The sequence below is a fragment of the Desulfovibrio mangrovi genome (assembly GCF_026230175.1).
In the GTDB taxonomy this organism is placed as follows: Bacteria; Desulfobacterota; Desulfovibrionia; order Desulfovibrionales; family Desulfovibrionaceae; genus Halodesulfovibrio; species Halodesulfovibrio mangrovi.
Genome location: NZ_CP104208.1, coordinates 3,681,745 through 3,699,922 on the forward strand (window position 1 = coordinate 3,681,745; position 18,178 = coordinate 3,699,922).

The 18,178-nt window shown below is 56.9% G+C and carries 16 protein-coding genes; 6 read left to right on the plus strand and 10 right to left on the minus strand.

Annotation, left to right across the window (positions count from 1 at the left end; genetic code table 11):
* Window positions 1–89 precede the first annotated feature (89 nt).
* Together N1030_RS16460 and msrB are read right to left on the minus strand one after the other, a co-directional pair.
* Complete coding sequence (locus N1030_RS16460) at window positions 90–932, minus strand: substrate-binding periplasmic protein (protein ID WP_265826626.1); 843 nt, start codon at window positions 930–932, stop codon at window positions 90–92.
* A gap of 194 nt (window positions 933–1,126) precedes the next feature.
* Window positions 1,127–1,660 carry a peptide-methionine (R)-S-oxide reductase MsrB gene (msrB, locus tag N1030_RS16465; protein WP_265826627.1) on the minus strand — a complete coding sequence of 178 codons (534 nt, stop codon included), beginning with the start codon at window positions 1,658–1,660 and terminating at the stop codon, window positions 1,127–1,129.
* Window positions 1,661–1,866: 206 nt separating this feature from the next.
* Here msrB and N1030_RS16470 point away from each other — a divergent pair, with 206 nt between their 5' ends.
* From N1030_RS16470 to N1030_RS16495, 6 genes are all read left to right on the plus strand, one after another.
* Window positions 1,867–2,247, plus strand: coding sequence for a flagellar basal body rod C-terminal domain-containing protein (locus N1030_RS16470; protein ID WP_265826628.1), 381 nt, complete (start codon window positions 1,867–1,869; stop codon window positions 2,245–2,247).
* 215 nt (window positions 2,248–2,462) lie between these two features.
* Window positions 2,463–3,488 (plus strand): sigma-54 interaction domain-containing protein, encoded by a 1,026-nt coding sequence (locus N1030_RS16475; RefSeq protein WP_265826629.1) that lies wholly within the window; start codon window positions 2,463–2,465, stop codon window positions 3,486–3,488.
* A gap of 126 nt (window positions 3,489–3,614) precedes the next feature.
* Window positions 3,615–7,331, plus strand: a complete 3,717-nt coding sequence (locus tag N1030_RS16480; protein WP_265826631.1) for a tetratricopeptide repeat protein — start codon at window positions 3,615–3,617, stop codon at window positions 7,329–7,331.
* 38 nt (window positions 7,332–7,369) lie between these two features.
* The gene (gene amrB, locus N1030_RS16485) at window positions 7,370–8,221 is read left to right on the plus strand and encodes an AmmeMemoRadiSam system protein B (protein WP_265826632.1); all 852 of its coding nucleotides are present in this window, start codon (window positions 7,370–7,372) and stop codon (window positions 8,219–8,221) included.
* Between the two features lie 52 nt (window positions 8,222–8,273).
* Entirely contained in the window at window positions 8,274–9,095 is an 822-nt protein-coding gene (locus N1030_RS16490; protein WP_265826633.1) for a WcbI family polysaccharide biosynthesis putative acetyltransferase, read from the plus strand.
* Window positions 9,096–9,186: 91 nt separating this feature from the next.
* Complete coding sequence (locus tag N1030_RS16495; RefSeq protein WP_265826635.1) at window positions 9,187–9,618, plus strand: MOSC domain-containing protein; 432 nt, start codon at window positions 9,187–9,189, stop codon at window positions 9,616–9,618.
* 112 nt (window positions 9,619–9,730) lie between these two features.
* On the opposite strand, the gene N1030_RS16500 is transcribed toward N1030_RS16495, so the two are convergent.
* The 8 genes from N1030_RS16500 to N1030_RS16535 all read right to left on the minus strand — a co-directional run bounded on the left by N1030_RS16500 (window position 9,731) and on the right by N1030_RS16535 (window position 17,941).
* A complete protein-coding gene (locus N1030_RS16500) occupies window positions 9,731–10,429 on the minus strand; it encodes a hypothetical protein (RefSeq protein ID WP_265826636.1) in 699 nt (232 codons plus the stop codon).
* Window positions 10,430–11,716, minus strand: a complete 1,287-nt coding sequence (locus N1030_RS16505) for a L,D-transpeptidase family protein (protein WP_265826637.1) — start codon at window positions 11,714–11,716, stop codon at window positions 10,430–10,432.
* A gap of 56 nt (window positions 11,717–11,772) precedes the next feature.
* Complete coding sequence (gene pyrE / locus N1030_RS16510) at window positions 11,773–12,333, minus strand: orotate phosphoribosyltransferase (RefSeq protein WP_265826639.1); 561 nt, start codon at window positions 12,331–12,333, stop codon at window positions 11,773–11,775.
* Between the two features lie 15 nt (window positions 12,334–12,348).
* Window positions 12,349–13,641 carry an adenylosuccinate lyase gene (gene purB, locus N1030_RS16515; RefSeq protein WP_265826641.1) on the minus strand — a complete coding sequence of 431 codons (1,293 nt, stop codon included), beginning with the start codon at window positions 13,639–13,641 and terminating at the stop codon, window positions 12,349–12,351.
* 95 nt (window positions 13,642–13,736) lie between these two features.
* On the minus strand, window positions 13,737–14,042 hold the full coding sequence (locus tag N1030_RS16520) for an FmdB family zinc ribbon protein (RefSeq protein ID WP_265826642.1): 306 nt from the start codon (window positions 14,040–14,042) through the stop codon (window positions 13,737–13,739).
* A 325-nt stretch (window positions 14,043–14,367) separates the two neighbouring features.
* A complete protein-coding gene (gene larE / locus N1030_RS16525) occupies window positions 14,368–15,168 on the minus strand; it encodes an ATP-dependent sacrificial sulfur transferase LarE (protein WP_265826643.1) in 801 nt (266 codons plus the stop codon).
* A 2-nt stretch (window positions 15,169–15,170) separates the two neighbouring features.
* Complete coding sequence (locus N1030_RS16530) at window positions 15,171–16,343, minus strand: homocysteine biosynthesis protein (protein WP_265826644.1); 1,173 nt, start codon at window positions 16,341–16,343, stop codon at window positions 15,171–15,173.
* A gap of 245 nt (window positions 16,344–16,588) precedes the next feature.
* Window positions 16,589–17,941, minus strand: a complete 1,353-nt coding sequence (locus N1030_RS16535) for a tetratricopeptide repeat protein (RefSeq protein ID WP_265826645.1) — start codon at window positions 17,939–17,941, stop codon at window positions 16,589–16,591.
* Window positions 17,942–18,178: the final 237 nt, after the last annotated feature.

Here is an 18,178-nt window from a genome sequence, read left to right on the forward strand (position 1 = left end):
GATGGCGCAGTGCCGATTTCCGATGAGTCCGGTAGGATGGAATGGCTGGGTGGCACGCCTGCGGGAAGAAAGGCGGGTAGGAAGGGGCGCTATTGGTTCAGTGAGAGAGGGGGCGTCAGGCTTTGCAGGTGCTTCTGTTTCAGCTTCTGGTATGACGTGACGGCGAGGACCTTCCTGAGCGCCGCGTCATAGCGGTTGATAATGTCCTTGGGCAGGTGGCGTCCGAATACCGTGTACAGGTTGCCGGTGGCTTCCGGCATCGGTATGACCCTGACCTCATTGTCGAGGGAGAGCTGGTTTATCGACTGTATCAGAATACAGGTGTCCGGGCAGAATACTATCTCGACCCGATCGTTGACCAGCTTTTGCAGGTTGAGGACAGTGGCGGATTCGCCGGTTGTCGGTTCGAAGCGGGCTCCGCTGTGGAGAAAGTCGGCAGGCATCCAGGCACCGCGAACAGTGCCTACGCGTTTGGAGTCAAATCGCGTTCCGGATACATATGCAGACATGGGGTTGCTGTTGCGTACGGCCAGAGCGGCGGTAATGGTGCCGAAAGGATGTGTCGGATAGACAAAATGCGTTTCCCGTTCCGGCGTTTTGGAAAGCATGAGAATGGCATCCAGACCGCGGGATTCGAAATCATTAAGGAGACGTGCAAAAGGATAGGGGCCGGCCATTTCGATGGAAATCTGCATTTCCGGTGCGACATGCCGCACAAGCATCTCAACCGCTGCACCCGCAGCTTGTCCCGATGCAAGCTGATAGGCATGGGGTGGGGCCTGAAAATACCCTACGCGAAGCGTTGTGAGGTCGCGAGAGAACAGGGGGGCGTCCTGTCCTTGTGCAGTGTGGGCGGCCAGCGGACAGGACAAGACGAAAGCCATGCACAGGAGTGTGGCCAGAAGGAGCGAGTTACGAGATGGTTGGGGCATGATTCTTGTCCAGTGTGAGATTGGATTCTCTATGAAGAATACCGAGTTATCGTCAATGAAGAAAATGTCTTTAGGCATCCAAAAGGACCGGAGTTGAAACTTCCGGTCCATTCAGAGTGTGTTTGCAGGCCGTGCCCGGGATGCTCGTCATATCGCACTGTGCCGGATTGCGCCGGACAGTGGCGGGGCTGGCATCATTCGAAGAGGTGCATGAATGCACCGTATCCTTCCTTGACCATGTCTTCTTTGGCGATAAAGCGCATTGCGGCGGAGTTCATGCAATATCGTAGTCCGGTCGGCTGCGGTCCATCCGTAAAGACGTGCCCCAGATGTGAATCCGCATGCTTACTGCGCACCTCGATCCGCGTGACAAAGAGTCTTCTGTCTTCACGCTCCACAATGTTCTCCGGAACAAGAGGCTGCCAGAAGCTGGGCCATCCAGTTCCGGAGTCGTATTTGTGGGTGGAGCTGAAGAGCGGCTCGCCGGATACGATATCCACGTAAATCCCTTCGCGGTGATTATCCGCATATTCATTCCGGAACGGCGGTTCGGTTCCCTCCTCCTGCGTTACTTCGTATTGCAGGGGCGTCAGGCGGGAACGAAGAGTCTCCTTGTCCGGTTTGGTGAAGTCTTTCCAGCCTCCGCCGGCTGCGGCGTCCCCGGCGACAACCAGCAGCGTGATGACGAAAACCGGAAAAAGTATTTTTATCCAAAGCGCTATGTTCATGGCGATCTCCAGTTGTCAAAAAGCTTGTGGCTTTTAGTAGAATTGCTTGTTTCAGCAGGGAGTTCTAACATACTTCAGTAAGCAGTTTCACTACATATGAGTAAAATAGGAATGCCTTTTGATTAGTCAACGTAAGAGTGTTGCTTTATCAAGAGATGGTGACATTCTGTGCCGGGGTGTTTATAGTGAACCTAAGCGAGGTTCACATGCGCATTGATGCCAACCTTTCCGCGTTAGACGCCATTGCTCTTAGCCAGCAGGTGACTGCCAACGATATTGCCAACGTCAACACAGACGAGTTCAAGTCGAGCGACGTCCGTCTTGAGACCGGCCCAGAGGGAGAGGGTGTGCAGGTTTCTGAAATCCGGCAGGATTCGTCGCCCGGTCCGGTGACGCATTATCCCGACCTGCAGGTGGAGGCTTCCGGCGGTGATGGAGCTGTGCAGGAGGTGGTGGAAGGTTCCAATACGGACTACGTGCGGGAGACCGTGAATATGATCCGCGATGAAAACGCCTATGCGGCCAACGTTCGGGCCATCCGCTCGCAGGTGGAGCTCATCGGTAACTTTATTGACGAAGTCGCATGATCCATTGTTTTGCCGAGGGCCGAATTGCCTGAGGCGTGATTTGTGTTCACACGAATTCACTATGCTGCGCCGTGCCAAGGCGCAGTTTTTTTTTAGATAATTTCTATATTGTGGTTGACTTTGTGTCATATTCTTGACAGTCGTATATATTATATAGTTGGCATAGCTTCGCCCGCATTCCCGTTCGCAAGGGCATTATTGAAACCGGAGGCGCAATGGACCTCAAAACCACCGGCATCATTGGTCAATCCACTTCCCTGCTGGAAGTGTTCAGGATTCTCGCCAAGGTAGCCCCCACAGACAGTACCGTTCTCGTTACCGGAGAGTCCGGAACCGGCAAGGAACTGCTTGTGCGTGCACTGCATGCCAATAGCCTTCGCCACCAGGCCCCCTTTGTGCCCATCAACTGCGGCGCCATTCCCAAGGAGCTTCTGGAATCGGAACTCTTCGGGCATGAGAAAGGGGCGTTCACGCATGCCATACGCAGCCGTCCCGGACGTTTTGAGATGGCAGATGGCGGTACCATTTTCCTTGATGAAATCGGTGAGATGGACCTGCCGCTGCAGGTGAAGATTCTGCGCGTGCTGCAGGAAAAAGAGATAGAGAGAGTTGGCGGCACGTGTACCAAGAAGGTGGATGTGCGCATTGTGGCGGCCACCAACCGGGACCTTGAGGATGAGGTTCGCGCAGGTCGCTTCCGCGAAGATCTTTTTTATCGTCTGAATGTCATTCCCATGCACCTGCCACCCCTGCGGAATCGCGGAGGGGATATTCTGGTGCTCGCCCAGCATTTTCTCGAAAAGTTCTGTGAGCGCAGGGGCAGAGCTGTTTTGCGGCTTTCCGACGATACGCGCAAAGTGCTTTCCGCGTACAGTTGGCCGGGCAACGTGCGGGAACTTGAAAACTTTATGGAGCGGCTCAGCATTCTCTGTGATGAGGATGTGGTGCAGCCCGTTGATCTGCCTGCGAAGATTCTGGATGACGTCGGCAATATCGTTGATCTGCCGGAACCGCAGCAGCCTGTGCAGCCTGCTCCGGCGCAGCAGGGGTTTGTGTGGCCGCGCATTGAGCACCTGCGTGAGCACGGCCTTGGCCTGAAGGAATTCCTCGATCTAGCGGAAGAAAAGTTGCTGCTCGAGGCTCTTGAAATGGCCGACGGAGTCAAAAATCAGGCTGCAGAGATTCTTGGCGTAAAGCGCACCACCCTGATCGAGAAGCTCAAGAAGAAAAAACTTGAGTAGCTATCCTCAAGCATTTCCGAAAGTTATCCGATAAGAAACAACTGGGGTGCCGGATGTGCCGCTAGAGCGGTAGTCCCGAGAACCGGCACATTCTCAATATTGCATGCAACTTGCATTTAATTCGGAGTGAGTCGTATAGCTGCCACCAGATGGATCTGGACTCTTCTTGCGGCAGGCGGGATTTGGCTGGCAACCGCCGGACCTGCCACAGCCCTGACTTGGTACTGGGGTGCCCATCCGGACAAGGAACGTCTGGTTTTGGTGCTCGACAGACCGGCAGACGGCTATTCGCTTGAACGTACCGGCAAGCAGGCGCTCACTCTTACGCTTCCTCCTGCCGAAACCGGCACATTGAAGGCACAGTCTTCAGTCAAGCCGCTGGGTAATGCCAAGCTGCTCGGCAAGCCCACCGGAAGCGGCCGCACCATTACCATTCCCACCAAGACAGCCGCCTTCGGGTATATTTCCACCACTGTCAGCGGCAACAAGATTGTCGTCGACCTTTTCCGCGACCCCATTGGGGCGCGTTGGAAACCACGTAAGGATACCCCCAAGCCTGCGGCTGTCGTACAGCCTCAGGATGCTGCGCCCGTACCCGCTGCCGCGGCAGAGAAACCGGTGGAGCCCAAGGCCGAGGTTGCCGTTGCTCCTCAGACGCCCAAACCGGCAGCTTCACCGCCAGCTTCTCCGCTGGACGCCCTGAAGAAGGTGGAAGTGCCTGTTCGCGGAAAGAAGACGGAGCAGAAGAGCGCACAGCAGAGAGCGCCTATCGTCGAACGGCCGGGAACACGGTCGCTGGACAAGGTGCTGCCGCCTCCGCTGAATGAGAAGGTGCTTGTGGAGGGTGGACGGGGGGCAGTCTCACAGACGGCTCCCCATAATGCATCCCAGTCTCTCCCGCAGCCTCCTCAGGAGCCTGTGGAAACTGTGCCCGCACAGCCGGCACCCAAGGTGAGTTCGCCTCCGGAACGGCCTTTCTTTGCCGTGCCCTACACCTATCGTTCCCGTATCAATACTGGCGGCCCTGAAGACTGGAAGGAGCAGGTGCGCCCGCCTGCGCCCGTTGTCGTGGATTCTCCCATGCCCAATGCGGAAGGCAGTATTCGTGCCCGCGTTTCCAAGGCGCCGGAAGCATGGCGCGAAGACGCGCCCACGGATGTCCCGCAGGAGGCTGTGGCCATTGCCCGCAAGATACAGGATGCCAAGCTTGCCATGGAGCGCGAGAAGGCTGAGAAGCTGGCCCGCGAGCAAGCCGAGAAACAGATTCAGGCTGAAAATGCACGACTTGCCAAGGAGCAGGCCGTGGCGGGCAAGACGCCTAAGGAAAAGGCTGGAGGCAGTCAGGTTTCCGAAGCCGGAAAGCGCAAGGAAGCTCAGCCTGCGCCGGTAGCGCCTGCACAAGTGCCGCCCGCCGCCAGTGAACAGGTGCAGGCCGTGGCGCAGGGGCCGGAGTTTTCCGTGCGCGCCAAGGTGGCCCCCCCCGGACAGGTGACCACCCTTCGCCGTTCGCCCGATGCGCCCCGTGCACCTCAGGGTGCAAAACCGGTTGCGGAGCAGGGCGGTGATGTGCCCATGCCTCCAGCCGGCAGCGCTTCCGTGCCGGCCGTTGCGCCGAAACCGGCTCAGCCTGTACCCGGAGATGGCGGGGCAGACCGTTTCGCCGTGAGCGATCAGGCGCCTCATGCACCCAAATATCCCGATCTGAAGCCTGCCTTTGCCGATGCAACGGAGCCCAAGGTTGCTCCTGAGCCGGTGACAGTGCCCGAGCCGCAGATGGAAGAGGTGGTCAGCAACAAGCCCGCGCCGCCGGAACCCAAGGTTGTGTACGTGGATAAGGACGGCAACCCCATTCCTCCGCCGCCTGATCCCAAGGATCTGTTGTTCCAGGCACAGGCTGCCCTGAACAATGGCGAGGCAGCTGCCGCACTTGAGCAGTTCAAGGCACTGAAGCGTATGCCCAAGCTGACCGAGGAGCAGCGCGCCGAGGTATTGAACGGTATTGCCGATTCGACATACGCTCTTGGCAAAGATGACCTGCTGGCCAACTACGAGAAGATCATTCAGGCCACCACCGAGGCCATGAACTACAACCTCAAGTCCGATTCGGTGCCCTCGCATCTGCTGCGTCTGGCCATGACGAACATGAAGATAGGCAACGTGCGTGAGGCAGAGGCCTATTTCAACATTCTGCGGAAGAACTATCCGAACAGCGACCTGATCCCCCTGACGTACTACTACTGGGGTGATTACTATTTCAACAAGGGCGAGTGGCAGAAGGCCGCAGACAACTTCCAGTACGTGGTGCAGAACTATCCGGACTCCAAGTACGTGCGCGAGTCAGGTGTGGGACTGGCGCGTGCGCTCTACAGCCTCGGGTTCTACGATCAGGCCTTCCAGATCGTGGACTATGTGGAAAAGCGCTGGCCACGCTTCTATCTGGAATACCCGCCCTTCCTGAGTCAGATGGGTGACGTGGAATATCGTATGAAGAAGTACGATAAGGCCCGTATAACCTACTGGACGTATTATAATATTGATCCGGACGGGGATGAGGCGGATATGATTCTGGCCCGTCTTGGTGACCTGTACGTGGAACTGCGCGAACGTGATGCGGCCCGCGAAGTGTACGAGGAAGCCGCACGTAAGTTCCCCGATCGGGACGGCGGGCTCATTGCCCTGATGCGCCTCGCCGAGGAAGGCGTGTTCGACAGCCCGACCCTCGCGGAAATGTTCTCTATTTTTGACAGGCCCTATAACCTGCGCCCGCTGCAGATCTATTCCAAGATCATAGAAGATCATCCGGACAGCGCGCTCGTGCCTTTGGCCCGTCTCAAGAAGTCCATGTGGTACCTCTGGAACAAGCAGTATCCGGAGGCGCTCACCACGGCCACGTCGTTCATCAAGCAGCATGCCGGACATGAACTGACCGGCCGTGTGAAGGAAGTGGCCTTGAAGGCCTTCAACGTCATGGTCGCGGACAACATTCGCGAAGGCAACTACGAGCGTATTCTGCAGATATGGGACCAGTTCCCCATCGTGCGCGGGCAGGACACGGAGCTGGCTCCGGAAAGCCGCATTGCGCTCGGTCTTTCCTACTGGAAGCAGAAGCAGCCATCCAAGGCGCTGGAGGTCATTGATCCGTTCTTCCTCGGCCTGAAGATACCCGAGACCTCTGAAATGGCCCTGAACCTTGCGCTCAGCATCTATCTGGACAACGAGCGGTGGGCGGATGTGGTCAATCTGGCACAGCGCATAGAGCTTTGGGATCTGAACCCCGAAAGCCGGAAGCAGCTCGATTACGCACTGGCGCTGGCGTATGAGAATATGGGCGAACACGACAAGGCGAGCCCCATGTGGGATGCCTTGGCAAAGGTTCAGGACGTGCCGCTGGATCAGGAGGCCTATACGCTCTTCTTCCTGAGCCGCGAAGCCGAGCGCAAGGAAGACTGGGAAACAGCCTACCGCCATGCCAAGCAGTCCCTGATTGATTTCCGCGAGCTTGCCAAGCGTGATCCCGACAAGGGGGACCCGCAGAAAATAAAGGATCTGCTCGGAGCCTTGATGGATATTACGGAGCGTACCGGCCGCGCCAAGGAGGCGCTGGACTGGGCTCGCGAATATGCGCAGGACGTGAAGCCCACCGATCCGGACTATCCCGGTATGCAGTATCGCATTGCAGGGCTTTACAAGAAGAATGCGAATCTCGAAAAATGGCGGGCCATTCTTACCGAGCTACGCGACAGTAATCCGAATTCGTTATATGGTCGCATGGCGGCTTCCGAATTGCGCACCTATGATCTGACGGAAGGCGCTTCCAAGTTCTCTCCCACCGGCAGGCTGTAATCTTTCGGGCTGCCTGCCCCGTTCAGGAGGTTACGGTTATGGTGCATCCCTCGCATACCATCAGACGCCCTGTCGTGGCTGGACAGTTTTATACCGGCGACCCCGAGGCGCTCAGGCAGCAGGTGTCCGAGTTTCTTGCCGCAGGGCAGAGACAGCCCAAAGGCGAACCTGAGGCCGCGCCGACCATGCTGGCCATGGTTCCCCACGCTGGCTATGTCTACTCCGGCGCCGTGGCGGGGCAGACCCTTGGAGCGGCCCGTCTGGCGGATACCGTAATCCTGCTTGGTCCGAATCATACGGGGCGTGGAGAGCCCGTGGCGGTATGGCCGGGTGGAGAGTGGATTACTCCCCTAGGCAGTGTAGCGGTGGATGCGGATTTCGCTGCCTGTCTCGTCAAAACGGATCCCGTGTTTGCCTTGGATACCGCCGCGCATCTATACGAACATTCTCTTGAGGTGGTGCTGCCCTTCCTGCAGGTTGCCAAGCCCGACGTGCGTATTATCCCCATCGCCATTGCGACTCCCTCGCCGGAAGTGCTGGCCCGTTGCGGGGCTGCTCTGGCCCGCTGCATTCAGGTCTATAAGACTCCCGTCACCATGGTGGTCAGCTCTGACATGAGCCACTATGTTTCGCACGAAGAAGCCAGGCGTAACGACTTGCTCGCTCTTGCCATGGTGGAATCGCTGGACCCCGAAGGGCTTTACAACACGGTACGCGAACATGGCATTACCATGTGCGGCGTGCTGCCCATGACGGCAGGATTGGTTGCCTGCAGGCTGCTGGGGGCAGACAGGGGCACGGTCGTGCGCTACGCTACGTCGGGTGAGGTAAACGGCGACATGGATAAGGTCGTCGGGTATGCGGGCGCTCTTGTGCCTTCTCCTCTCTAGGCGCACGGACGTACTTGTGCAGGGGCTTGCCTAAGGGTATTGATGGCGCATCATGTCCAGAAAACTGTGTCTTATTCACGCGAACTGTCAGGGCGACCCGCTGCGCAAACTGCTGATGCTGCATCCGCAGTTCGGGCAGGAATTTGAGGTCGTCAAATATACCAACTATCTGCGTGAGTCCATTCCGGACGAGCAGCTTCGATCCTGCTCTCTCTTTCTCTATCAGCCCCTTGGCGAAAAGTGGGATGACCATGCCTCGGATGCCTTGCTGGCCCGGGTTAATCCTGACGCCGTGAATCTGGCCATCCCCAACATGCTGTTCAAGGGCTACTGGCCGTTCTGGACCAACCGCAGCCCCATTGAGTTCGGCGATGCCTTTCTGGACAAGCTGGTGGGCATGGGACTTGAGAAGAAGGAAATCCTGTACATCTGCCTGCACACGGACATCGCAGCAAAGCATGATCTGGCCGCCATGTTCGAGAAATCCATTCTGCACGAGATTGAGAAGGAAAAGGGCTGCGTTGTAGGCACCGTTGATCTGGTGCTGGAGCGGTTCAGGACAGAAAAGCTCTATAATACCATCAACCACCCCAACCGGCGTCTCATTCTGCATGTGACCGCCGGTATTCTCTCCCATCTGGGCTATGCGCCCCTGCCGCGGGTGCTCGTGGATGCTTTTCAGGATCCGTACCCTGAGTTTGAGTTGCCTCTTCATCCCCAGATAGCTGCGTTTCACAGTCTGTCCTTCGGCGATGCAGCCACCCGTTACAATGTCTTCGGCAAGATGCGGACATATGAGGAGTACGTGGGCTTTTACGTGGACTGCAGACAACTCAACATCCGCGATTTTTCAAGCTACCTGCACCTCGTGTGAGGATTTGGTGCGTGATTGGCACTAAGTCTGACCGATCTTGTCAGAATTGCATCCATGAGGCATGCTCCGGACATACTGTTGGAGGTTACGTATGAACGGAACCATTGTGGCTGTGTGTACCAGCACGCGAACTGGCGAAAAGAAGGTGCCGGTAGAGAGCGTAACGCTGGAAAAGGATTTCGGTATTGTCGGGGATGTACACGGCGGAACCGGAAGGCAGGTGAGTCTGCTGGCCATTGAAAGCGTGGACCCCATGCGCGAAAAGATGCCCTCGTTGTCTGACGGCGACTTTGCCGAGAATCTGCTCGTAAGGGGTATTCCTCTGGCGCGGTTGCTGGTGGGGACAAGGCTGCGTGCCGGTGACGGTGTGGAACTGGAAATCACCCAGATCGGAAAGAAGTGCCATTCCAAGTGCAATATCCACAAGACGGTCGGATACTGCATCATGCCTACGGAGGGCGTATTTGTGCGTGTTCTGAGCGGAGGCACCCTGAAGCCGGGGGACCCCGTCTCGGTTATATAAGCCGCATCCCGCCCTGCTGTTCTGAAAGGGCGCTGCCCCCTCCTGTTTGGAGGAAGTGAAAAAAAGAGCCGATCGTGAGACCGGCTCTTATTTATTTTCGTGAAAGGTGCAGCTACTGAAGAATGGATTCTATGGGGAACAGGTCCTTTAACACGGTCTTGTTCTCAGCGCTGATGGCGATGCGAAGTGCGTACATGTCCTTCAACGCCATGGTCTCAGGAGGAGAGAAGCTCGCAACCACCTTCTTGAAGCGGGAAATGGTGAACTTCAGATCCTTGCTGTCCGCGTTGATAGGAAAGATCTGTCCATCTCGACCGATCAGGGAAAGTACGGCAATGCCGTCTATGGTCTTGGACGCATCAAGGTTGTTGATGTCAAAGGAGACGCGGATGGTTGCATCATCGGCAGGCTTGAGCATGACATTCTCGACGCTCACAAGCTGCACGTCTTCCGTTGCCAGCAGGGCAGAGAGGTCGACTGACGGCTTTTCCTTGGAGGAATCCTCAATGCTCATGGTGCCGAACAGCGCCTGCAGTTCTTCAGGGTCATTGGACTGCAGAATCTGCTCAATATTTTCCAGGCGTTCGAGTTGGACCTGCGTGGCTCGCAACTCTCTTTGCAGGTCAATGCGTTCGCTCTGCAGAGCGGCATTCTGTTTCCAGTAGTTGTATCCAGCGTAGAAGCCCAGCGATGCCGTAATCACCAAGATCAGCTGCAGCCATATCAGAAGCTTGAGCCACATGGGGCTGATTCTGAAGCGGTGCACTTTGGTGTCATCGCGCATGAACAATACGCTGTACTTTTCATTCATCTAGAGCGGTCTCCAGTCTTCGCTTTCTATTCTCCAGGATATGCCGTCGGGACGCAGCACCAGAATCTTGATGCCTTTGTCACTGAATCCATCGGAGCTGCTGTACTGTTGTATCATTTCAACGGTCAGGCCGTTGCTGCTTACGGAGTATTTCGGGTTGCTCAGGCGGACCTTCTGCGGTTTCGCCGAAACCCATACAATCTTTTTATGATCGCGTATGGCCGCAATGCCTTTACGGGTGCCCTGAGATGCGCTTTCCGTATAGCTTTCTGCGTACTTTTTCAGGTTAGCAGATTCCCACGCGGTACGCCACCCCTCGATAAACTGGTCAATACTTTGCTTTTGTGCCTTGAGAAAGTCGGGTTCAAGATCAAGATCGGCACGTTCCCACTCCATGCCCGCGATAAGCAGGTTGCCTTCCGTATCCTTGTGCCAATACAGGCGGCGGTAGCCTTGCACAGTCAGGTTGGGGGCTCGGTAATACTGCTTGAACCACGATACCCAGTAGTCCGGGCCTTGCAGTACGTATATGTCGTCAATCCAGTTCAGGATCCAGGGCAGGTTCTTGAACAGACGCTCCTTGGTAGCCACAAAGTCGGCAAAGTCGCCCGACTGGGATTTCGTATAGGCGTCGCCGTCATAGTATTCAAACATGACCGAATCGCGGTTGCCCCAGGCTGTTGCCCATTCGCGGGTCATGTTGAGAACGGCGGAGGCGATCTTCTTTTCCTCGGTTGTCTGGGGAGCCTTGTCCGCAATGGTGTGGGCCAGAACAACGGGGGTGCCCGGCTTCAGGTTGGGGCCGAGCTTGAGCAGGTCTGCATTGTTCATGGCCACGCAGCCCTGGGTTTCGCGGGGGACAATGTTGTGCCCGCGACCGTGAACCCATATGCCGTGTCCGGATTTCTTGCGGAGCAGGTCCATGGGGTTTGGGTAATTCAAGGTGTAGGCCATGCCGCCGTACAGCCCGAAGTCAAGTCCGTTGGGGATGTGACGTTGCACAAAGTAGACGCCTTCCGGCGTTTTCTTGTCGCCTTCGTCCTGTTTGTCGCCCTCGATTTGACCGGTCGTGCACACGTATTGGGCGGCAACGGCAAGAGGACTCTTGTGCTCCATGAGGTAGAGCTGCTGCTGTCCCTTATCCACGGCAACGAGCGAGGGCGGAATGCCCGGATGCTCTTCAAAGCGGGCCTGCCAGCCTTTGGTCAGGCCTGCGGAATAACCCGCCTGAGGAAAGGCGAGTGATACGATGGACAGAATAAGAACCGAGAATAATGCGGAGCGCATAGAGTCCTTGCGATGAGGCGCGCCCGTGATGCTTGCACGGGCGCGCCGGGTGCTTGCTAAGCGTTCGCCAGTTCCACCAGTTCCTTACGGGTGAAAATGGATATCAGATCGTAGCCTTTTTCCTTAAGGGCTTCGCGTCCGCCTTCCTGCCTGTCGAGCACGCAGCATACGCCGGCAACCTTGAGGCCGGCTGCTTCGATGCGTTCGATGGCGGTAATGACGGAACCACCCGTGGTAACAACATCTTCAAGCATGTATACGGTCTGCCCTTCGGTGAAGTTGGCAAGACCTTCAACATACTGTCCGGTGCCGTGGCCCTTGGCCTGCTTGCGGACGATGAGCGCGGGCAGGGGCTTGCCCTGTTCGTGCGAGATGACGGCAACGGAGCTGACCAGCGGGTCAGCGCCCAGGGTCATGCCGCCCACGCCGTGAATGTCCTTGTCCTTGAGCAGGTCAAAGAACAGCTGGCCGATGAGCCAGCAGCCTTCGGGATGCAGGGCGGTCTGGCGGCAGTCGAAGTAATAGTCGCTCTTCTTGCCGGAAGCGAGGGTGAAGTTGCCTTCGCGGTAGGACTTTTCCGCAAGAATGCGTGCGAGACGTTTTTTGAGTTCAAGCATTGTGGTTAGCTCCGGTTAGCCGAAAACCCGGTTGAAAATCAGGTCTTCATGGCGGAGATAGTAGCTGGGGTCGAAGATTTCTTCAAGCTTCTCCGCCGTAAGTCGTGAAGTTATTTCAGTATCCTTGCAGACGATGTCCTTGAAGAGCTGCTTGGTGTCCCAGCTCTCCATGGCGCAACGCTGCACCATGACGTAGGCGTCCTGACGGCCCATGCCCGTGTCCACCAGTGCGAGCAGAACGCGCTGGGAGAAGAACAGGCCCATGGAACCCATGAGGTTGCGGTCCATGTTCTCGGGAATGACACGCAGGTTGTCGATGAGACCTGCAAGGCGGTTCAGGATGTAGTCCATGAGAATGGTGGAGTCCGGCATGATCACGCGTTCCACGGAAGAGTGGCTGATGTCACGCTCGTGCCACAGGGCCATGTTTTCCATGGAGGCAAGGGCGTTGGTGCGGATCAGGCGGGAAAGACCGGTCATGTTCTCTGCGGAAATGGGGTTCTTCTTGTGCGGCATGGCCGAAGAGCCCTTCTGGCCCTTGCGGAAACCTTCTTCCGCTTCCAGCACTTCCGTGCGCTGCAGGTGGCGCAGTTCCACGCACAGGCGTTCAATGCCGCCTGCGGCGAGGGCAAGGGAGGTGAAGAAGTGCGCATGGCGGTCGCGCTGGATGATCTGGGTGGAGATGGGGTCAACGGAAAGGCCCAGCAATTCGCAGGTGATGATTTCCACTTCTGCGGGAATCATGGCCATGGTGCCCACGGCGCCGGAAATCTTGCCGACGCGGATGCCGTCCAGCGCCTGCTTGAAGCGCTCGTAGTGACGGGAGAATTCAGCATAGAATCCTGCCATCTTCAGGCCGAAGCTGGTGGGCTCTGCGTGAATGCCGTGGGTGCGTCCCATGCACAGGCGGCCCTTGTGGGCGTGTGCCAGCGTTTTCAGGGAAGCGAGCAGGCGCTCAAACCCTTTGCAGATAAGTTCGCCTGCGCGGGTGAGCAGCACGCCGTTGGCGGTGTCCACGATGTCGGAAGAGGTGCAGCCGAGGTGGATGAAACGGGCGGCGGGGCCGACCTTTTCTTCAACAGCGGTCAGAAATGCTATGACGTCGTGGCGTGTGGTTTCTTCGATTTCAAGAATGCGATCCACATCAAAGTCGGCCTTTTCGCGGATTTGCTTCATGCTCTCGGCATCAATCTCGCCGAGCCTGTGCCATGCCTCGCACACGGCAATTTCCACTTCCAGCCAGACGCGGAACTTGTTTTCCAGTGTCCAGAGCTGGCCCATTTCAGGGCGGGTATAGCGATCAATCATGGTGGCTGACTCTCGATCGGGTTGCAGGTTCGGAACGTAGCCGCCTTATTCCGGCAGCGATCAAAAAAAAGGCAGCCCTTGGGCCGCCTTGGTGGTTAAGAAGCGGTACCACCGGACGCCACTGCGTCGGAGGTGCCTGAAGCAGAAGAGGTTCCGGATCCCGGTTCGGAGCTACCGGAACTTGCGGCGCTTGCCGAAGAATCCGGTTTGGTGCTCGCACTGTTGCGGCCATATTCGGAAACGTACCAGCCCCCCCCCCTCAGTACGAAGGTGGTGTTGGACATAACTCGCTCGGAAGTACCGCCGCAGACGGGGCAGTCCGGTTGTGCGTCTTCAAAGGACTTCTGCCATTCCTCGAAGATCTGTTCGCATGCATTGCAACGATACTCATAAATGGGCATCGCGTCCTCCGCTAAACAACAAAAACTGGATACGGGCATCGCCCGCGAATATAACTGAGCAGCGGTTTCACAGCCGCGCTAATGAAACCGCCACAGAGATAGCAAAAAACAGATAGCCGCATGTGCGGCCCGAAGCAGGAACTAAGCCTTAGCGGCCTTGGCTTCCTTGATGCGCTGCTTGATGCGCTCTTCACGGCGCTTGCGGCGACGGTCCAGTTCCTTCTTGCGTTCAATCTTCTTGTGAGCCATGACGAGTCTCCTTCAACGTTATAATCAATAGAATATACTACTCGGGATGTGGTGCCTTGTCCAGCGGTCAGACATCTCAGCTTGTCCTGTCGAAGTAGCCACTTATGGATTCAGCAAAAACAATATCCACATCCCTGAAACCTTCCATTGCGAGCAGGCTCTTTACCGTGTCAAGGGCCGTCTGCGCAAGGGATTTTTGTGCAGTGGAAATCTGGAGCAGGGCTTTACCCTGTTCTGGGATGCGCAACCGGAAATCGGTCAGGCCAGTATCGGCCAGTGCATCTTCAGCTTTCCCGAGCCTGAGCATGGTGTCAGCGTCGGGTTGCAGGCCGTAGGCGAACCTGGTCATCAGGCAGGCACGTGCGGGCTGATCCGGCCAGTCGAGACCGGTTTCCCGCGCGAACTGGCGAATGTTATCCTTGGTCAGTTCCGCCAGTGCGTAAGGGCTGAGAATACCCAGTTCTTCAAGTGCGCGTCTGCCTGGGCGATATTCCGTGGCGTCCGTGGCGTTGGATCCTTCCAGAATAACGGCGTCATGCCCGTAGAGATCCCGAAAGCCGCTGAACAGGGCAAGCTTGCAGTGGTAGCAGCGATCTTTGTCGTTGGATGCGGCTGCGGGAATTTGAAGCGGATCAAAGCGGATGGCCATGTGGCGGATGCCTTTCCCGGCCAGCCAGCGGCGGGCGAAGGCGGTTTCCGCCGGGCTGAGGTGTGGACCGGTGGCATGCACCGCCGTAAAGGGGAGTTTGAGCCGGACAAGGGTAAACGCCAGCAGGCGGCTGTCGATGCCGCCGGAGACGGCAACCCCTATTCGTTGATTGGAAAGGCCCCTGAGGATTTCCTCAAGGGCCTGAATTCTTATTGAATACTCGGACATTTTTACCAGGCCGGAATGGGTTCCACAGGTTCCGAGAGAAGGAACTCGCCCTTCTCGATCCATTCCTTCAGGGTGTTGGCCACTTCCAGCGAAATGGAATAGCTGGTCATGGGCACGGTTTCCACCTTCTTGCCCTGAATTTCCACCTCGCCGCTCTTCAGGTCTTCATAGGTCACGTGCTGCAGCACGCGCGGCAGGCAGTTGGGATAGTCGTGGCCGTAATCCTTGACGGGCATCTGGATGTCGGAATCATCCACGCCGGTGTACCACGCGATTTCCTCGTTCAGAATCGGAATGGGAATGCCCACGCCCACACTCATTGAGCAGCCGTAGCCGATGAAGCTGAGGCCGCGCAGGTAACGGGTGTTCATCTTCTTGAGGTCACCCTTGACCTGAATGGTGCCGGCTGCGGAAAGCGGCAGGCCGCGTTCCGTGCGCTTGGGGTTGGGCACATGTTGGGTGCCCGCACCGACCACATAGCCGATGCCGCCGCCAAGGAAGATGCGCGTGCCGAAACCGATGGTCTTGAACAGCGGGTCGTTGAACAGAGGCGAGAGCTTGCCTGCCGTGGCGTAGTTCACATTGCGCATGTTGGGCTTGAGCGGCCCCATGTAGGTGTAAATGATGCGGCTGGTCAGGTTAACGGCCGCATTGTAGTTCTGATAGCAGTTGCGGGGGTTGTACAGTTCGGCAAACGGCAGATCCGCAAGGCTGATCTTCTTGTCCAGTGACTTGCGGGGGTAGCAGTCCGTACCGTAGGCCTCCGCACGAAGATGAACGGATTTACCGCGGACGAGGTCTTCAATGACATGGCCGCCGCCGTACTTGAACGTACCGGGGTAGACCTTGTTCAGCGGGTCGTCTTCTGAAGGTTCGGTGGCGCCGATGTAGCTGTCCACGGCGGCAAGGCCGGCGTATGCGGGCACGCCGTTGAGCCAGACCTTGGACGTCTTCATGGTCGGGGGTTCTTTCTGCCCGATATTGAACAATAGCCCGGAAGAGCACATGGGAGAGAAGGTGCCCGTGGTAACCACGTCCACTTCACGGGCGGCCTTTTCCTTGCCCATGGTGCGGACGGCTTCGGTCATTTCTTCCGCATTCAGAACAACGGCCTTGCCTTTGCGAATGCGATCGTTGATTTCCGCGATGGTCTTGTTAACCGTAAACTTGGACACGTAATCCTCCTGAACTGGTCCGGATATCTGGATAATTCCTGATGTGATGGCGACTATATCAATTATTCCAGATAACCTCAAGTAGTTTGCTCTCCGCTAACGGACGTGAGGCTCTCCGCAATGCCGGATGAAGTGCTACGCGGGGCGGCTGCCCGTAACGTTTCGCTGTACATTCCCCAATAGCGGTTAAAAAAAACAGGCACCGCGAAGACCGCAGTGCCTGTTGGACGGCAAGATGGGGCAGCCTACAATTGGCTGAGCATTTCCTTCGCCTTGTCAAAGTCCGGTGCCAATTCCAGCGCTATCTGGAACATCTCGCGGGCGTTGTCCTTTCGGCCTGCCCGCATGAACACCAGTCCCATGTTGTAGGCAAGAGTCTTGTCCTTGCGCGGGAAGTTTGGGTTAATGCCGAGGGCGCTCTCCAGATGCTCCGCTCCTGTGCGGAACTGCTTGCCTTCCGCGCAGGCCATGGCGAGGTTGTAGAACAGGTGCTCGTCGTCGGGGGAGATGCGCAAGGCCTTTTCGTACTCCTGCGCTGCCTCGTACCATTTTCCCTGCTTGCGCAAGGCAATGCCGAGGCTGTTGAAGGTGGCGATGTCCGATTTTTCGAGCATGTCGCCTTTGGCATCAAGGGCGCGGCGATAATACTGCTCGGCCCGGACCGGATCGCGCTGGGAATATACGTGGCCGATGCGTTCGGAAATTTCGCCGATGTAGGAAAGGGCTTCGCGAGTGGCCTGATTCACGGCGCTGTCAAAGAGCTTCTCCGCTTCTTCCTCGTTGCCCAGTTCCACGTGAATAGTGCCAATATCCACCTTGCGTTCCACGTTCAGCGGGCTCAGTCTGTCGAGTTTTTCCAGGTACTTGAGCTGCTGTTCAATCTCGCCGGTTTCCCTGTGCAGGTCGGCCAGCTTCTTGAGCGGTTCCAGATACAGCTGGGCGTTGTCGCTGGCGCTTTCGTACGCCTCGCGGGCTTTATCAACCTTTCCCAGCCCTTTGTAGGCGTCGCCCATGACGAGAAAGCCCGCTGCGGAGTTGGGCTTGATTTCAAGAATCTTGCGGCTGGCCTTGAGCGCCTGATCGTAAGCACCGCGTGTGACCATGCTCTTGGCAAGGTCTATGAGCTGGCCGAGCTTGCCTTGCGGCTTGATCGTGAAGGCGATCTTTTCGATGAGCGTATTGATGGAAATGGGCTTGGTGATGAAGTTGTCCGCGCCGATTTCGTGCAGGAGAACAAGCTTCTGCCTGTCCGCTTCACCGGTCAGGATAATGATTTTGACGAAGTCGAAGGCATTCTTCAGCTGTCTGACAAGGAACCCCATATCCTTGCCCTGCAGGGTGCGTTCGATGAAGATGAGAATGCTCTTGCGGCGCAGGCTGGTATCACGGATCGTCTTGAGAATGTGGTCAGGGTTGCTGACCACACTCATGCAGTCTTCGGTTATGGCAAGGTGCTTCTGCACCGTACCCCGAAGGATGCTCTGAAAACTGTTGTCATCGCTGACAATGAGAAAATAGCCTTTTGAAACAGTCACGTAATCGACCACATGGCCTTCATACTGCTTCTGTTTCATTTTCATGCTGATGTTACTGGCCATTCATATCTCCGGTACAGAATGAGTGTGTTCACGGCGGGACGTTCTGTGCCGATGACGGTCGGCATCCGCGTCGTGCTTACCATGTTATGCCTTAACAGGCGGGTAAACGCCATAGTTATAACACAAGCGAGAGCAAAGCGTAGACGATGCCGCCGGCACCGATGGCTGCATAAAGCAGCAGTCACGGGGTGCAGCGGCCGCCGTAGCGTTTCATGGCGAAGAGGAAAACACCGAAAC

What these genes read in the sequence shown, in the direction of transcription:
- N1030_RS16460 (WP_265826626.1), bottom strand. Translation starts at nt 932, where the DNA reads ATGCCCCAACCATCTCGTAACTCGCTCCTTCTGGCCACACTCCTGTGC.
- msrB (WP_265826627.1), bottom strand. Translation starts at nt 1,660, where the DNA reads ATGAACATAGCGCTTTGGATAAAAATACTTTTTCCGGTTTTCGTCATC.
- N1030_RS16470 (WP_265826628.1), top strand. Translation starts at nt 1,867, where the DNA reads ATGCGCATTGATGCCAACCTTTCCGCGTTAGACGCCATTGCTCTTAGC.
- N1030_RS16475 (WP_265826629.1), top strand. Translation starts at nt 2,463, where the DNA reads ATGGACCTCAAAACCACCGGCATCATTGGTCAATCCACTTCCCTGCTG.
- amrB (WP_265826632.1), top strand. Translation starts at nt 7,370, where the DNA reads ATGGTGCATCCCTCGCATACCATCAGACGCCCTGTCGTGGCTGGACAG.
- N1030_RS16490 (WP_265826633.1), top strand. Translation starts at nt 8,274, where the DNA reads ATGTCCAGAAAACTGTGTCTTATTCACGCGAACTGTCAGGGCGACCCG.
- N1030_RS16495 (WP_265826635.1), top strand. Translation starts at nt 9,187, where the DNA reads ATGAACGGAACCATTGTGGCTGTGTGTACCAGCACGCGAACTGGCGAA.
- N1030_RS16500 (WP_265826636.1), bottom strand. Translation starts at nt 10,429, where the DNA reads ATGAATGAAAAGTACAGCGTATTGTTCATGCGCGATGACACCAAAGTG.
- N1030_RS16505 (WP_265826637.1), bottom strand. Translation starts at nt 11,716, where the DNA reads ATGCGCTCCGCATTATTCTCGGTTCTTATTCTGTCCATCGTATCACTC.
- pyrE (WP_265826639.1), bottom strand. Translation starts at nt 12,333, where the DNA reads ATGCTTGAACTCAAAAAACGTCTCGCACGCATTCTTGCGGAAAAGTCC.
- purB (WP_265826641.1), bottom strand. Translation starts at nt 13,641, where the DNA reads ATGATTGATCGCTATACCCGCCCTGAAATGGGCCAGCTCTGGACACTG.
- N1030_RS16520 (WP_265826642.1), bottom strand. Translation starts at nt 14,042, where the DNA reads ATGCCCATTTATGAGTATCGTTGCAATGCATGCGAACAGATCTTCGAG.
- larE (WP_265826643.1), bottom strand. Translation starts at nt 15,168, where the DNA reads ATGTCCGAGTATTCAATAAGAATTCAGGCCCTTGAGGAAATCCTCAGG.
- N1030_RS16535 (WP_265826645.1), bottom strand. Translation starts at nt 17,941, where the DNA reads ATGGCCAGTAACATCAGCATGAAAATGAAACAGAAGCAGTATGAAGGC.